The sequence below is a fragment of the Microvirga sp. P4_A5 genome (assembly GCF_056402495.1).
The window spans coordinates 75465-90712 of sequence record NZ_JBFUHH010000007.1; the positions used below are offsets into that span (position 1 = coordinate 75465).

Below are 15248 nucleotides of genomic sequence, written 5' to 3' on the forward strand. Positions count from 1 at the left end.
GATGTTTCCGCTTTCCCATATGCTGAAATCCTTCGTGCGGACCGGGACGCTGAAGGTCGTCGATGCGGATGGCAAGGCGCATGTGTTCGCCGGCGCGCCGGGCCCGAAGGTGACGATGCGGCTGACGGATCGGTCGCTCTATCACAAGCTCTTCCTGAATCCGGAACTTCATGCGGGCGAAGCCTATATGGATGGCCGCCTGAGCTTCGAGGAAGGCTCGACCCTTCGCGACTTCCTGACATTGTTCTCGATGAACCGGATCGCGCTCGGAACCTACCCCTTGCAAAAAATGTTGCGGGGCGTGTCGCGCGGGCTGAAGCGCTTTCAACAGGCCAACCCAGTCGGCAAGGCGCAGCAGAACGTGGCGCATCACTATGATCTTGGCAACGATTTCTACAAACTCTTCCTCGACGAGGGAATGCAATATTCCTGCGCCTATTTCATCAACGACGACGACACGTTGGAGCAGGCGCAACGCAACAAGCTTCGGCTGATTGCATCGAAACTCCAGCTTAAACCCGGCCTGAAAGTGCTTGATATCGGAAGCGGCTGGGGCGACCTCGCGCTCTATCTCGCCGCCATGGAGGACGTGGACGTGACGGGCGTCACGCTTTCCAAGGAACAGCACGCGCTGTCCAACGAAAAGGCGCGGCGGGCGGGGTTGTCGGATCGTGTCCGCTTCGAATTGCTCGATTATCGGAAACTGGATCGACGCTTCGACCGCATCGTCTCCGTGGGCATGTTCGAGCATGTGGGCGTGCACCATTACGGCGAGTTCTTTGCCAAGATCAACGCTCTGCTCGACGATGACGGATTGATGGTGCTGCATTCGATCGGCCACATGAGCCCGCCCGGCACGGCAAGCCCGTGGCTGCGGAAATACATTTTCCCCGGGGCCTATTCGCCGGCGCTGTCGGAAGTCTTTCCAATCGTCGAGAATGCGAGCCTCTGGGTCACCGATCTGGAATTCCTGCGGGTTCACTACGCGAAGACCCTCGCCCATTGGCACCAGCGCTTCGAGGCCAATCGCGACGCGATTGCCGCCATGTATGACGAGCGTTTCTGCCGGATGTGGGAATTCTATCTGGTCAGCGCCGAGATGATGTTCCGCACCGGGAGCCAGCTGGTCTTTCACATGCAGCTTGCGCGAAAGCGCGACGCCGCGCCCATCGTGCGCGACTACATCACCGATCTCCAGCGGCACTACCGGTCGCAGGAGGGAGAGCGTCTCGACGTGCTGGCGCCCTCGCCCAGCCCTGCCGCATGAGGGGTGACCGCGCGTCCCCGCGGTGCTAAGCGGTTCCTCATGCTCGAAGGTTTGCACCCCAACCGCCCGACCCATGTTTTCCGCCTCACGACGGATGAGCGCTCTGCGCGCGTCATGACCGAATTGATCGGCGAGATATTCGATCCGGCCGAGACCGCCGTCGCATCGTTCGAGACGGAGGATGGCGGGCCATGGCTGCTGGAAGCGTATTTCGCGCGCGAGCCCGATGAGAAAGCCATCCGCGATCTCGTACGGCCTCTCGTGGGTGCCGAGGCCGACAAGGGCATTTTTCTGCCGCTGACGCAGCAGGATTGGATCAAGACGTCGCTCGAGGGCCTGAAACCCGTTCGGGCCGGGCGCGTACTGGTGCATGGCTCTCACGATCGCGAGCAGCGCCGCCCCAACGACCTCGCCATCGAGATCGAGGCTGCGCTCGCCTTCGGCACCGGACATCACGGAACCACCAAGGGCTGCCTGATGGCCTTCGTCGACGAGTTGAAGCAGCGCCGCCCGCGCCGCGTGCTGGATGTGGGAACGGGCACCGGAATTCTTGCTTTCGCGGCCGCCAGGACGCTGAAAAGCCGGGTCGTTGCGGGCGATATCGATCACGAGGCCGTGCGTGTGGCGCGCGAGAATGCCCGGCTCAACGGAATCGCCCAGTGGCTGACGCTCTATGTGGGACCGGGCGTGCGCCACGCCGAGGCGGATCGGCCGGGATACTTCGACCTGATATTCGCCAACATCCTGGCAAAGCCCCTGCGCACGCTCGCTCCCTCGCTGGCGCGGGTCGCGACTCGCGACGGGACTCTGATCCTCTCAGGCCTGCTCGCCCGCGATGTCCCCGGCATTCTTTCGGCATACGAGCCGCAAGGCTGGCATTTGCAGCGCCGTTACGATCTCGAAGGATGGGCGGCGCTGGTCATGAAGCGAGGCGGGGCGCATCCGCGCCCTCGCCGAGGCTGATTAATCCATCGACATGTTCGGATAGCGCTTGAGCACGACACGACGAAGTTCAGCAGCTTCGACGATGATTTCGCGAATTGCGCGCATCAGGGTGACGATCAACATGGTGGTTCTCCTAATCTTAGAATTTGAACGGCAGAAATTCGGCTGCGTCGAATCCCGCTGAATGGCGGCCGAGACGGCGAAGTTCGCGCTCGACGCTCGTCAGACGGGCCGCAACGAGACGATTGACGAAACGTTTGGCCATATTCCCCAGGCGAGATCCCGAATGGCTTCCTGAGGCTAAAGGGACGGTTATAAGTCCGGCTGCTGTCACGGGTGCATCTCCAACGTTTGCTGTGATGACCTTCTGCGTTCCTCGGTCGTGTTATACAGTATAGGTAAGTGGTCACGGTCCCTTTGTGCAGGTGGCTTGAGCACATGGAAGCCATGCTGATGCTGCAATGCACAACCGAGGCTTGCCGACTGCCTGGGCACGGCTTGGATGGACAGTGACCAACCTGCCTCCAAAAGAAGCTTTCGTGAGCGGCAACGGTTGCGATGCTGTCTTGCCGGCCCTAGCGTGGGACCTTCTCATTCCCTTTCTCACCGGTTTTGCCCATGTCGCGTTTCCAGACTTTCGACGAATCGACATCTCCCGACCAAGGCCCTGCGCGCATCGAGAAGCTGAGGGCCGAACTCACGCGCAGGGGCTTTGACGGATTCATCGTCCCGCGGGCGGATGAACATCAGGGCGAATACGTGCCCAAGAGCGCCGAGCGGCTGGCCTGGCTCACGGGCTTCACCGGATCCGCCGGCACGGCCGTGATCCTGTGTCATGAGGCGGCGCTGATCGTCGACGGCCGCTACACGGTGCAGGCCGCCGCGCAAATCGACTCCACGGTGATCACGCCAGTTCAGATGGCCCAGACCACCGCTGAGCAATGGGTTGCGGGTCATCTCCCGGAAGGCGCCGTGCTCGCCTACGATCCCTGGCTGCACACGCCCGAGAACGTGCGTCGTTTCGAGAAGGCGGCGGCGCGAGCGGGCGGCAAACTCGTGCCGAGCGAAATGAATCTCGTCGACGTCATCTGGATCGATCGTCCGGCCCTGCCGCAGGAGCCGGTCCGGCCGCATCCGCTAGCCTTCGCCGGCGAGGCCACGGCGTCCAAGCTGGAGCGCATCCGCAAGAAAATGGCGGATGACAAGGTCGAAGCGCTCGTCGTGTCGGATCCCCATAACCTTGCTTGGACGTTCAACTTGCGGGGCGGCGACGTCGCGTGCACGCCGCTTCCCCTCGGCTACGCGATCATCCCGAGGGAAGGCCGTGCGAAACTCTTCTTCGATCCGGTCAAAGTGACGAACGAGGCGGGCGACGCGGTAGGCGATCTTGCGGAATTCGCGCCACTGAGCACCTTCCAGAGCGCCCTCGATGAATTAGGCCAAACGCAGAAAAAGGTGCGTCTCGATGCGGCGACGGGCTCAGTCGCCATCCTCCGGCGGATCGAGGAAGCCGGTGGCAAGCCCGACATCGGCGCCGATCCGATCGCGCTGATGAAAGCCGTCAAGAACGAGGCGGAAATCGATGGTTCGCGCGCCGCGCATCTTCGCGACGGAGCCGCGGTCACGCGCTACCTCGCGTGGCTCGACCGGGAAGCGCCGGGCGGCGCGATCTCCGAGATCGACACGGTGGAAAAACTCGAAGCGTTCCGGATTGAAACCGGCGCGATCAGGAACATTTCGTTCCCGACCATCGCGGGCGCCGGTCCGAACGCGGCCCTTCCGCACTACCGGGTCAGCACTGCAAGCAACCGGCATCTTGAGAACAACCAGATTTTCCTCGTCGATTCAGGCGCGCAATATGAGGACGGCACCACCGACATCACGCGAACGGTGATCGTGGGGGAGCCCACGCCGGAGATGAAGGACCGCTTCACGCGCGTTCTCAAAGGCCACATTGCCATCGCCACCATCGTGTTCCCGCAAGGAACGACCGGCGCGCAGATCGACTCGTTCGCGCGCAAATCCCTGTGGGACGCAGGCTTGGATTTCGACCATGGCACCGGACACGGCATCGGCAGCTATCTGTCCGTGCATGAAGGGCCGCAGCGCATCGCAAAGACCGGCAGCACGCCTCTCGAATCCGGCATGATGGTGTCGAACGAGCCAGGCTTCTACAAAAAAGGCGAGTACGGCATTCGCATCGAGAATCTCATTCTGGTCGAGCGGCGGCAGATCGCGGGCGGGGACCGGGACATGCTGGGGTTCGAAACCTTGACCTTCGCGCCAATCGATCTGCGGCTCGTCGATGCGTCGCTGATGAGCCCTGCGGAAATTTCGTGGCTCGACCGCTATCACGCAAGCGTGCGCGAGAAGCTGTCGGCGTTGGTGGACGACGACACCCGAGGCTGGCTCGAAGCCGCGACGCGTCCCCTGGGTTAGCTACAAAACGCAGGAGCGCAGGCGGTCTTGTCGTGGGGCGCTAAAGGATGGCTCTCAGCAGGACGACCGAGACCACACCGACCGCGACGGTCGCCAGCAAAGGCAATCGCGTCGCTGCAATGGCCGTGACCGCGGTCGCGAGCGCCTCCGCCCAACCGGTCGTGAAAGCGGTGGGCGCTACCACCGCCACGAGAACCGCCGGCGGGATAGCATCGAAGGCCGCCTTTGCGCGATCCGAGAGAGCAAGGCGATCGGCGACGAACAATCCCGCGATGCGCGTCACGTAGGTCACCGCCGCCATCGCGAGGATGGCAAGGAGTGTCGTCGTATCGAGGCTCATGACCGGGAAGCCTCGCGAGCGACGAAATAGGCTCCGGCGATGCCAGCGAGGGCGCCCGACGCCACGTGCCAGGGCGCACCGACCCACAGATAGACAAACGACGCCACGATAGCGCTGACGGCCACGGCGACGAGGGTCACCGCTCCCCGGCCGAACCCGGCGATCAATCCGATGAACAGAGCCGTAAAGGCGAAATCGGCGCCGAGGCGCGCGGGATCCCCGAGAAACGATCCGACGATCGCGCCGAGCATGGTTGCGGACGACCATGTCAAGTACAGCGCGATGCTCATCGCGCACCAATACGCACCGGTAACGGGCCGTTCGAGGGCGCGCCTTTCGGACAGCGCCCAGGCCTCGTCGGTGAGGAAGAAGAACGCGATGAATTTTTCGGATCTCGACATCGTCATCTTGGGCGAGAGCGATGCGCCCATGAGGATGTGACGGGCGTTGATCAGAAACGTGGCGAATGCCAGCGTCAGCACGGGAGCCGGATGGATCCAGGTTTCGAGGGCGGCGAATTGCGCGCCGCCGGCGAATACCAGCACCGACATGAGCCCGACTTCGGCCGGCGACAACCCCTTGCCAACAGCCACCGCGCCAAAGAGCAAGGCGACGGGAATCGCGGCGATGGCGGCAGGTGAGATATCGCGTAACCCCGCCCGGGCCTCGCTCCAATATCGCGGCGGCGGATGCTTCATGGGCGTCGCGCTCAGTTTCTGCCGACCAGGGCGAACCAGCCATCCTCGTCCATCACCTGGACGTCGAATTCCTTGGCCTTGTTCAGCTTGGATCCTGCCCCCGGCCCCGCCACCACGATGTCGGTTTTCTTCGATACGGATCCGGCGACTTTGGCGCCGAGCCGCTCTGCCATCGCCTTGGCCTCTTCGCGCGTCATCTGTTCGAGCGAACCGGTGAAGACCACGGTCTTGCCCGCCACGGGCGAATCCGAACGGGTTTCTTCGGCGGGCTGCACGCGGACCTGATCGAGCAGGGCGTCCAGCATGTCCTCGTTGTGCTTCTCCCTGAAGAACTCAACGACGGCGTCCGCCACGACGGCGCCGATCCCTCCGATGGATGTCAGGTCCGCGTGCGCATCCGATTCCGGGTCCGCGGCTGAGCGCGCGGCCTCGCGCAGGGATTCAAAGGTCCCGAAATGCCGCGCCAGAAGTTTCGCCGACGTATCGCCCACATGCGGGATTCCGAGAGCGAAAATGAAACGATGCAAGGCGATGTCGCGGCGGGCCTCAACGGCGGCAAAGAGGTTCTTCACGCTCAGTGCGCCCCACCCTTCCYGATTTTCGAGCCGCTGGAGGCTGCGCGCATTTCTGGCTTCAAGCGTGAAGATATCCTGCGGGCGCGTGACGATTCCGTCAGCGTACAATTCCTCGATGCGCTGCTCGCCCAGGCCTTCGATATCGAAGGCATTGCGCGAAACGAAATGCTTGAGGCGTTCCCGCGCCTGCGCAGGGCAGATGAGGCCGCCCGTGCAGCGGCGCACCGAATCCTCTTTGCCCGTCCGGGGGTTCTGCTCGCGCACCGCATGGCTTCCGCAGGCCGGGCAATGCGTTGGAAACCGATAGGGCTTCGCGTCATGCGGACGCTTTTCCAGGACCACATCGAGGACCTTGGGGATCACATCGCCCGCACGCTGGATGATGACCGTGTCGCCGATGCGTATATCGACCCCGTTTCGGATTTTCTCGCCGTTCCCTCCAATGCCGCGGATATAATCCTCGTTGTGCAAGGTTGCGTTTGACACAACGACGCCACCGACCGTGACAGGCCGCAAGCGCGCAAGAGGGTTCAATGACCCAGTGCGGCCCACATTGATCTCAATGGCATCAAGAATTGTCGTTGCCTGCTGGGCGGGAAATTTGTGCGCCAGCGCCCAGCGCGGAGAACGCGACACGAAGCCCAGGCGGGACTGTAGATTGAGATCGTCGACCTTGTACACGACGCCGTCGATATCGTAGCCGAGATTGGCGCGATCGATTTCGATGGAGCGATAATGTTCGAGCAATTCATCAACGCTCGAACACCGTCGCGTCAGCGGATTGACCGAGAAACCAAACCGTCGGAACGCATCCAGCATGCCCGATTGCGTCGTCGCCGGCATGGCGCTGATTTCACCCCAGCCATACGCAAAGAAGTGGAGCGGGCGCGATGCCGTGATGCGGGAATCGAGCTGGCGCAGGCTGCCGGCGGCCGCATTGCGCGGGTTGGCAAAAATCTGCTTGCCCGCCGCCGCCTGGCGTTCGTTGATGGCAGCGAAGTCCGAATGCGACAGATAAACTTCGCCACGCACTTCAAGGATATCCGGAAGAGCTTTGCCGCCAAGTTTTTGGGGAATGTCGCGGACAGTTCGGGCATTGGCGGTCACATCCTCGCCGATTGCGCCATCTCCCCGCGTCGCCGCGCTGACGAGCAGGCCCTCTTCGTAGCGCAGGCTCAGTGACAACCCGTCGATCTTCGGCTCCGCGGTGAAGATGACAGGCTCACCGGCCTTGATCTGCAGGAAGCGCCGGATCCGCTCCACGAACTCGGCCACTTCTTCGTCCGCGAAGGCGTTGGCGAGCGACAGCATCGGGATGCGGTGCTGGACCTTGCCGAACTTCTCGGAGGGTTTCGCGCCAACCTTCTGCGTGAGGCTGTCAGCCGATTTCAGCTCGGGAAACGCTTCCTCGATCTCTTCGTAGCGGCGACGGAGGTCATCGTAGGCCGCGTCCGAAATCGTCGGCGAGTCCTGCTCGTAGTAACGCTGGTCATGCTGCGCGATCTCGCGCGCCAACGCCTCATGCTCGGCGCGCGCGGCGGCGAATGCCGGCTGGTCTGCTGCTTTGGGGGTTGGCGGTTTCTTGTCGGGCATGTTCGAATCGAAAAAACGAGGTGATCGAAACATAGCGCGCCTGACGGGACAGGCCAGCGCAGATCGTCAGGTCGTGGCTGCTTCGAGCAGACGTGCGGCCGCCGCGCGGGCTTCCTCTGTGATCGTCGCGCCAGCGAGCATGCGGGCGATCTCCTCCCGACGCGGAGAGGATTCCAGCGGCACGACGCGGGTCGCAACCCGGTCGGAGCCCCTCACACCCTCCTTGGCGATGAGGAAGTGGCTCAGGGCACGTGCCGCGACCTGGGGCGCATGAGTGACGGCCATGACCTGGACCTTGCCGGCGAGGCGCGCTAGGCGGTGGCCGATCGCGTCCGCGACCGCTCCGCCGACACCGGTGTCGATTTCGTCGAAGACGAGCGTCGGGGCCGAACCCCTGTCCGCCAGCACGACCTTGAGGGCCAGCATGAAGCGGGACAACTCGCCGCCCGACGCGACCTTCATCAGGGGTCCGGCCCGCGTCCCCGGATTGGTCTGGGCCCAGAATTCGACGCGGTCGAACCCGCCCGCGTCCCGGTTGGTCTCGTCGGTCTGAATTTCAGTGATGAAGCGCGCCCGTTCCAGCTTCAGCGGGGGAAGTTCCCCCTGGACTGCGCGGTCGAGGGCGTCGGCCGCCTTGCGCCGGCCAGCCGAAAGCTTTCTTGCCGCCGCAACATAGGCCTTGTCGGCCTCCGCCGCGGCCTTTTCCAGCGCCCCAAGCTTCTCTTCGCCCGCGTCGATGGCGGCGAGATCGTCCACAAATCGAAGGCGCAGATCCGCAAGCCCGTCCGCCGGCACGTCGTATTTTCGGGCGGCAGCGCGGAGCGCAAAGAGGCGCTCCTCGACCTGCTCCAGCTCCCGCGGATCGAACTCGGCAGCGCGCAGGGCGTCGTGCAGAGCGGTGCGAGCCTCGTCGATGGCAAGCAGCGCGGCATCCAGCGCCTTGACGCTCGGATCGACGAGGGCGGGCGCTTGCGCGGCCCGGCGCTCGAGCTTGCGCATTGCCGCTGAGAGAACCGGGACCGGCGAGGATGGACCCGCCACCGCGTCGAACGCCTCGCTGAGATCCTGCGCGACCTTCTCGGATTGCATCATCACCGTGCGGCGCGTGGCGAGCTTCTCCTCTTCGCCCGCCTTCGGAGCGAGCTTGCCGAGCTCGTCCGCGGCATGGCGAAGGAAGTCGGTTTCCTTGCGGGCTTTTTCGATCCGGTTGCGATGGTCCTGCAACGCGTCGCGCGCCTCGCGTACCCGTCGGGCCGCTTCTTGCACGGCCTGGACTTCCGGCAAAAGCCCACCGAAGGCGTCAAGGATCGCGCGATGGGTGACGGAATCCACCAGCGCGCGATCGTCGTGCTGGCCGTGGATTTCCACCAACGTCGAGCCGATCGCCCGAAGCACTTGCACGCTGACCGGCTGGTCGTTGACGAAGGCCCGTGTGCGTCCGTCCGCAACCTGAACGCGACGCAGGATCAGGTCACCGTCGATGTCGATATCGGCCTCGGCCGCAATGAGACGAGCCGGGTGATCGGCAGGACAATCGAACACGGCCGTAATCTGGCCCTGCGCTTCCCCGTGCCGAACGAGGCTTCCATCGCCCCGACCGCCAAGCGCCAGCGCGAAAGCATCGAGCAGGATCGATTTTCCCGCGCCCGTCTCGCCCGTGAGGACGGACAGACCCCCATGGAAATGCAGCTCGAGCTTGTCGATGAGGACGATGTCGCGAATCGCAAGCTGGATCAGCATGGAGGGTAAGGCTTAGCCCGTTTTCTGGCCGACCTGGGGGACGCCGCGGAATGCCTTGCTGATCCRGGAACCAGAATCCTCGCGCGGCTCGACGCCACCCTTGGTCAGCAGAGCATGGGCGTCCTTGTACCAAGGACTGTCGGGGAAGTTGTGGCCGAGGACGGCGGCTGCCGTCTGCGCCTCGTTGACGATGCCCATGGCCATATAGGCCTCCGTCAGACGCTCGAGAGCCTCTTCCACATGGCGGGTCGTCTGGTAACGCGACACGACGGTACGGAACCGGTTGATGGCCCCCGAATAATTGCGCTTCTGAAGATAGAAGCGGCCGACTTCGACTTCCTTGCCGGCAAGCTGATCGCTCGCGACCTGGATCTTCTTCTTGGCGTCGGCGACATATTCGGATTGCGGATAGCGCTGCACCAGGTCCTGCAAGGCCTGGATCGCGCGTTCCGACTTCTCCTGATCACGGGTGATGTCCGGGATCTGGTCGTAATAGGAGGACGCCATCAGGTATTGGGCATAAGCCGCATCCGGCGTGCTCGGATGCTGTTGCAGATAGCGCTTCGACGCGGTGATCGATTCCTCGTAAAGCCCGCCCTCGTAATTGGCGTAGGCCTCCATGATCAGCGCCTTGCGCGACCATTCGGAATAGGGGTTCTGCTTTTCGAGGGTGCTGAACTTCTTGGCGGCCCCTTCGTAATCCTGCTTCTGGATGYGCGCGAGGCCGTCATTGTACAAGGTCTCGCCCGGAACGTCCGAGACGATTTCCGGCTTGTAGACCTCGCCCTTGTCGAAGGGATTGAGCGACGACAGGGTGTCGCACCCGGCGAGGGTCACCCCGCAGGCCGCGATAACGAGCGCGCGAACTCCCGCGCTTCTCAAGCCCAAATAAGCCTTCGCGAACGACATGCCTCGCGGCCCTCCGAAAAACGCGCACAAATGTAACGGTGCTCTAGAAGGCTCTTTACCCTAAGCTTGCGGAAAGAGCCAACCCCATCGCGTTGCCTTTACCTATCCGTGTGACGGGAATAGGGCAACATTCCGAGAGGTTGCGAGACCCGCCTGCCGGAAATGGGATGGGAAAATCAGGATGGAAAATCAGAGAACTTCCGGAGCGTAAGCCGGAACCGCGATGTTGTTGCCGATTTCCGCATAGCCCGTCTCGCGGCGCGCGCCCGCATCGACGATGGCGTAATTGGCGCGGTTGGAGAAGAGGGCCTCGAGAACCGAGAAGTTCATACGATGGCCGCCGCAGAAGGAGCGGTAGGTTCCAAGAAGCGGAAGGCCCGCCAGCGAAAGATCGCCGACAGCGTCCAGAACCTTGTGACGGACGAATTCATCCGCATAACGCAGGCCTTCGGGATTCATGACCCCGACATCGCCGATCGCCACGGTGTTGTCGAGGGAAGCGCCGAGCGCGAAACCCGCATTCCAGAGCTTCTCGACGTCACGCATGAAACCGAAGGTGCGGGCGCGGGAGATATCCCGGCGGAAGGTCGTCGGCGACAGATCGATCGCCTTGCTCTGGCGACCGATGACCGGGGTCGGAAAATCAATCTCGACCTCGAGACGGAATGCGCGGTCGTTCGGGGTCAATTCCGCGAAGGCCTTGCCGTTCGTCACGCGGACCGGCTTGAGGACCTTGAGATAGCGACGGGAAGAGCCCTGCAGCGCCAGCCCGACCTCGTCGATGGCGGCGATGAAAGGAGCCGAGCTGCCATCCAGAATCGGCACTTCGGGGCCGTCGATCTCAACCAGAACGTTATCCACCCCAAGGCCGGCGAAAGCCGCCATCAGGTGTTCGATGGTGGCGACGGCACCGGATTCGCGGTCGCCGATGACCGTACACAATTCGGTAGCCGTGACTGTCAGGTGCTTCGCGTCGATGAGACGATCGCGGCCGCTGGCAAGGCCAGTCCGAAGGAAAACGATGCCATGATTCGCTTCAGCAGGGTGAAGAACGATCCTCACCTCATCTCCGGAATGGACGCCGACACCCGTAAGGGCGACGGCTGCGCGGAGAGTGGTTTGCTGGCTTTGCTTCATCATTTGGGACCTCGAACGCATCAGCCGGGGAGACTGTTAGCGTTCGCTGTTTCTCTTTGTTTCCGGGGGTTTCAGGGTCGAATCCGCCTCTTAGACTGGAGGGCAACATAGGGCCCGCAATGGGCAAGGCCAAATCACGCTTGGTTACCGTCTGTAACAAAATGAACACTTCGTAAACTATTGAAATTCTTAAGATTTCATAAAAAAGCCCCCCGGCCGGGTCAGGGCTGGGGGCTGAAGTGCCGTTACGTCGTATTCGGTCAGTTCGCCTGCCGGCGCAGGAAGGCCGGAATCTCGAGCTGGTCGTCTTCCGTGTTCCGCGGCGCCGGAGCCATTCTTCCCTGCGGGTCAAGATGGCCCTGGGCAGGACGATAGCCCTGCGGCTGCGTCGGGCGCTTGGCGTATTCCGCATGAACCGGGGACATCTGTTGGCGCGGAGCCTCCGGCTGACGCTGCGGCGCCGGTTCCGGGTGGCCCTCGTCCTTGCGTCCGAACCCGACCGTCGCGAGGCGCTGCAACAGCGACATCGGCTTGGGTTCGTGCGCGGGTTCTCCGCGGCTGGCGCGGATCTGGTTCTGCGCCGGGATCGGCAATTCGTCGATCCGCGGCATCCGCGCCGGACGCATCGCCCGCTCGGCCTGGGGCGGGATGAAGGCGCCCTGAGCCATAGTCTCTTCGTGATAATGCTGCTCGGGCATCGCAGGCGCCTCGTAGACCATCGCCTGTTTCGGCTGCGCGGGAGTCAGGACCACATCGTCGCGAACGACGGGCTGCGGCGCGGGCTCCATGGCGCTGGCAAGGGGAGCATAGACCGGTGCCGGCATCGGAGCGGGAGCAGCCTCGATGGCCTTCACGGGCTCAGGTGCAGCGGGGGCCGCACGAAAGGTCGGGACGGCCTGGGTCTGCGCGACGCGGGCACGGGCCTCGGCGCGAAGACGTTCGGCGACTTCCGAGATCCGCTGTTCGGTCGAGGACAGGTCGACGCCCTCGGCGATCAGCGCCTGATCGATTCCCGTGGCCACAACCGATACCCGGATGATGCCTTCGAGGCTTTCGTCGAAGGTGGCGCCGAGGATGATGTTGGCATCCTGGTCGACCTCTTCGCGGATCCGCGTAGCGGCTTCGTCGAGTTCGTAGAGGGTCAGGTCGTTGCCGCCCGTGATCGAGATCAGCAAGCCGCGCGCGCCCTTCATCGACACGTCGTCGAGAAGCGGGTTGGCGATGGCAGCTTCGGCAGCGCGGATGGCGCGATTTTCACCGGAGGCCTCGCCCGTTCCCATCATGGCCTTGCCCATGCCGCGCATGACGGAGCGGACGTCGGCGAAGTCGAGGTTGATGAGACCTTCCTTGACCATCAGGTCGGTGATGCAAGCAACACCGGAATAGAGCACCTGGTCAGCCATCGCGAAGGCATCCGCGAAGGTTGTTTTCTCGGTGGCGACGCGGAAGAGGTTCTGATTCGGAATGACGATCAGCGTGTCGACCGATTGCTGCAACTCGTTGATGCCGGATTCGGCCAGACGCATCCGGCGCACGCCCTCGAACTGGAAGGGCTTCGTCACCACGCCGACGGTAAGGATGCCGAGTTCGCGCGCTGCCCGGGCGATGACGGGAGCAGCACCGGTGCCGGTGCCGCCGCCCATACCGGCGGTGATGAACACCATGTGCGAACCGGACAGCTGATCGCGGATTTCGTCCAGCACCTCCTCGGCGGCCGCGCGGCCGACTTCCGGCTGGGAGCCTGCGCCGAGACCTTCGGTCACCTGCAGACCCATCTGGATGATGCGTTCAGCCTTTGACGACGTCAAAGCCTGTGCGTCCGTATTCGCGACCACGAACTCGACGCCGAACAGACCGGATTCGATCATGTTGTTGACGGCGTTTCCGCCGGCGCCGCCGACGCCGAAGACGGTGATGTGGGGCTTGAGTTCCCGGATGTCCGGAGCTTGCAGATTGATTGCCATGACCTGTTGCCTCTTTTGGCCTTTGTAACGTTAGCGTTTGGCCGACGCTTCCCTTGGTGACTTCAACTCTGAGACGATGGCCGCCGCACCATCGCCCTACTCTCTTAGAAACTCTCGCGAATCCAGCGGCCCACCCGAGAGATGTAGCCGTCGGTTCCCGTACCCTGGAACAAGCCGCTGGAGCGCGGCTCGAAATACTCGATATGCGCCACCTGCGGATAAACCAGGAGGCCGACCACCGCAGTGAATGCGGGGCCCTTCGCCGCTTCGGGCAAACCCTTGATGCCGAGCGGACGCCCGACACGAACCTGTCCCTGCAGAATGCGCCGCGCCGTTTCGGGCAATCCGACGAGCTGACTCGCGCCTCCCGTCAGAACGACACGTCGTCCGGCCTGTGCCGCGAAACCCGCGTTCTTCAAACGGTCGCGAACAAGTTCAAGAACTTCCTCGACGCGCGGCCTGATGATGCGGACCAGATGCGATTTCGGCAGATGGTTCGGAACGTCCCGTTCGTCCTCGTCGACCTGCGGGACCGCGATCATGTCGCGGTCGTCCGCGCTCGACGCGATGGCGGAACCGTAGAGCGTCTTGAGCCGTTCGGCCGCGGACACGCGTGTGGTCAGACCGCGAGCAATGTCCATCGTCACGTGATGGCCGCCCACCGCGATGGCGTCGGTGTGCACCAGATGCCCGTTGGCGAAGATGCCGACGCTGGTGGTGCCGCCGCCCATGTCGACAACCGCGCAGCCCATATCGGCTTCGTCATCGACAAGCGCCGACAGGCCTGCCGCGTAAGGCGTTGCGATCACGGCCTCGATGCCGAGATGGCAGCGCTCGACGGCCAGCATCAGGTTGCGCGCGGCCGCGGCCTCGGACGAAACGACGTGAAGATCGACCCCGAGGCGTTCGCCGATCATGCCCGCGGGATCGACGATATGATTTTGCGCGTCGAGCGAGAAACCGGTGGGGAGCGCATGCAGCACCGCCCGCCCCTGACGAAGGTCCTGGCTGCTTGCCGTGTCCAGCACGCGGTGCACGTCGCTCTCGCCGACCGCTCCGCGGACATTCACATGCGCGTCGAAATGTTCCGAGCTCAGACGACCGCCCGTGAGGTTGACGATGACCGACTGGATCTCGACCTTGGCCATCCGCTCGGCCGCGTGAACGGCCTGCCGGATCGCGCCTTCGGCTGCTTCCAGATCGACGATCACGCCGCCCTTCAAGCCCGCGGAACGCTGATGTCCGATGCCCAGAATACGCGCCACATGGGTGCGGCCCCGGAGCGATTCGATCTCGTCGGCCGGCTTCAGTTCCGCGACAACGCAGACCACCTTGCTGGTCCCGATATCGAGGACCGACAGGATGGCGCTCTTGCGCGCGGAGAGCGGCTTCAGGCGCGGTGTCAGGCCCTGACCTGAGAGACTCATGTGTCGACCCCCTTGCCGCGCATTTTTTTCTGTTTGAGCRCATCGGCACGCGCCGACGCCGCTTCTTCCGTGAGACGAACGACGACCCGGTCCGGCATGCGCAGATCGACTGCCAGCACGTCCTTTTCCAGAATCTTCTGTTCGCGTTCGAGTTTGATGAGCCGGGCCACCGCATCGGCGGCGCCCTGCTCCGGCAGGCGCACGTCCATACCGT

12 protein-coding genes and 1 pseudogene are annotated in these 15248 nt (G+C 63.4%); 3 read left to right on the forward strand and 10 right to left on the reverse strand.

Translation table 11 applies throughout. The features are described from left to right. The first annotated feature begins 1 nt into the window (after window position 1). Complete coding sequence (locus tag AC1DVM_RS04240; protein WP_477252298.1) at window positions 2-1267, forward strand: class I SAM-dependent methyltransferase; 1266 nt, start codon at window positions 2-4, stop codon at window positions 1265-1267. 39 nt (window positions 1268-1306) lie between these two features. Then, entirely contained in the window at window positions 1307-2230 is a 924-nt protein-coding gene (locus AC1DVM_RS04245; protein ID WP_477252300.1) for a 50S ribosomal protein L11 methyltransferase, read from the forward strand. Between the two features lie 121 nt (window positions 2231-2351). On the opposite strand, the gene AC1DVM_RS04250 is transcribed toward AC1DVM_RS04245, so the two are convergent. Further along, complete coding sequence (locus AC1DVM_RS04250) at window positions 2352-2477, reverse strand: hypothetical protein (protein ID WP_477252302.1); 126 nt, start codon at window positions 2475-2477, stop codon at window positions 2352-2354. 353 nt (window positions 2478-2830) lie between these two features. On the opposite strand from AC1DVM_RS04250, the gene AC1DVM_RS04255 reads away from it, so the two are divergent. Then, window positions 2831-4651 carry an aminopeptidase P family protein gene (locus AC1DVM_RS04255; RefSeq protein ID WP_477252303.1) on the forward strand — a complete coding sequence of 607 codons (1821 nt, stop codon included), beginning with the start codon at window positions 2831-2833 and terminating at the stop codon, window positions 4649-4651. Between the two features lie 40 nt (window positions 4652-4691). On the opposite strand, the gene AC1DVM_RS04260 is transcribed toward AC1DVM_RS04255, so the two are convergent. From AC1DVM_RS04260 to AC1DVM_RS04300, 9 genes and pseudogenes are all read right to left on the reverse strand, one after another. Further along, complete coding sequence (locus AC1DVM_RS04260; protein WP_477252305.1) at window positions 4692-4991, reverse strand: AzlD family protein; 300 nt, start codon at window positions 4989-4991, stop codon at window positions 4692-4694. Beyond that, entirely contained in the window at window positions 4988-5689 is a 702-nt protein-coding gene (locus tag AC1DVM_RS04265; RefSeq protein ID WP_477252306.1) for an AzlC family ABC transporter permease, read from the reverse strand. Before AC1DVM_RS04265 ends, AC1DVM_RS04260 begins: the two co-directional genes overlap by 4 nt. Window positions 5690-5700: 11 nt before the next feature. Further along, entirely contained in the window at window positions 5701-7857 is a 2157-nt protein-coding gene (gene ligA / locus AC1DVM_RS04270; RefSeq protein ID WP_477252308.1) for an NAD-dependent DNA ligase LigA, read from the reverse strand. A gap of 66 nt (window positions 7858-7923) precedes the next feature. After that, window positions 7924-9597 (reverse strand): DNA repair protein RecN, encoded by a 1674-nt coding sequence (recN, locus tag AC1DVM_RS04275; RefSeq protein WP_477252309.1) that lies wholly within the window; start codon window positions 9595-9597, stop codon window positions 7924-7926. A 12-nt stretch (window positions 9598-9609) separates the two neighbouring features. Continuing rightward, window positions 9610-10506 (reverse strand): outer membrane protein assembly factor BamD, encoded by an 897-nt coding sequence (locus AC1DVM_RS04280; protein ID WP_477252311.1) that lies wholly within the window; start codon window positions 10504-10506, stop codon window positions 9610-9612. A 189-nt stretch (window positions 10507-10695) separates the two neighbouring features. Continuing rightward, window positions 10696-11643: a UDP-3-O-acyl-N-acetylglucosamine deacetylase gene (gene lpxC / locus AC1DVM_RS04285; RefSeq protein WP_477252318.1), complete on the reverse strand. Its 948-nt coding sequence runs from the start codon at window positions 11641-11643 to the stop codon at window positions 10696-10698. 260 nt (window positions 11644-11903) lie between these two features. After that, window positions 11904-13607 carry a cell division protein FtsZ gene (gene ftsZ / locus AC1DVM_RS04290; protein ID WP_477252313.1) on the reverse strand — a complete coding sequence of 568 codons (1704 nt, stop codon included), beginning with the start codon at window positions 13605-13607 and terminating at the stop codon, window positions 11904-11906. Between the two features lie 104 nt (window positions 13608-13711). Further along, on the reverse strand, window positions 13712-15034 hold the full coding sequence (ftsA, locus tag AC1DVM_RS04295; protein WP_477252314.1) for a cell division protein FtsA: 1323 nt from the start codon (window positions 15032-15034) through the stop codon (window positions 13712-13714). Beyond that, window positions 15031-15248 (reverse strand): annotated as a pseudogene (locus tag AC1DVM_RS04300) (cell division protein FtsQ/DivIB); the annotation flags it as partial. The gene ftsA and the pseudogene AC1DVM_RS04300, both read right to left, overlap by 4 nt.

Excerpts from the sequence above, each read along its gene's own strand:
- ftsA (WP_477252314.1), bottom strand. The coding sequence starts at position 15,034 with ATGAGTCTCTCAGGTCAGGGCCTGACACCGCGCCTGAAGCCGCTCTCC.
- lpxC (WP_477252318.1), bottom strand. The coding sequence starts at position 11,643 with ATGAAGCAAAGCCAGCAAACCACTCTCCGCGCAGCCGTCGCCCTTACG.
- AC1DVM_RS04245 (WP_477252300.1), top strand. The coding sequence starts at position 1,307 with ATGCTCGAAGGTTTGCACCCCAACCGCCCGACCCATGTTTTCCGCCTC.
- AC1DVM_RS04255 (WP_477252303.1), top strand. The coding sequence starts at position 2,831 with ATGTCGCGTTTCCAGACTTTCGACGAATCGACATCTCCCGACCAAGGC.
- recN (WP_477252309.1), bottom strand. The coding sequence starts at position 9,597 with ATGCTGATCCAGCTTGCGATTCGCGACATCGTCCTCATCGACAAGCTC.
- AC1DVM_RS04240 (WP_477252298.1), top strand. The coding sequence starts at position 2 with ATGTTTCCGCTTTCCCATATGCTGAAATCCTTCGTGCGGACCGGGACG.
- AC1DVM_RS04265 (WP_477252306.1), bottom strand. The coding sequence starts at position 5,689 with ATGAAGCATCCGCCGCCGCGATATTGGAGCGAGGCCCGGGCGGGGTTA.
- ftsZ (WP_477252313.1), bottom strand. The coding sequence starts at position 13,607 with ATGGCAATCAATCTGCAAGCTCCGGACATCCGGGAACTCAAGCCCCAC.
- AC1DVM_RS04250 (WP_477252302.1), bottom strand. The coding sequence starts at position 2,477 with ATGGCCAAACGTTTCGTCAATCGTCTCGTTGCGGCCCGTCTGACGAGC.
- AC1DVM_RS04260 (WP_477252305.1), bottom strand. The coding sequence starts at position 4,991 with ATGAGCCTCGATACGACGACACTCCTTGCCATCCTCGCGATGGCGGCG.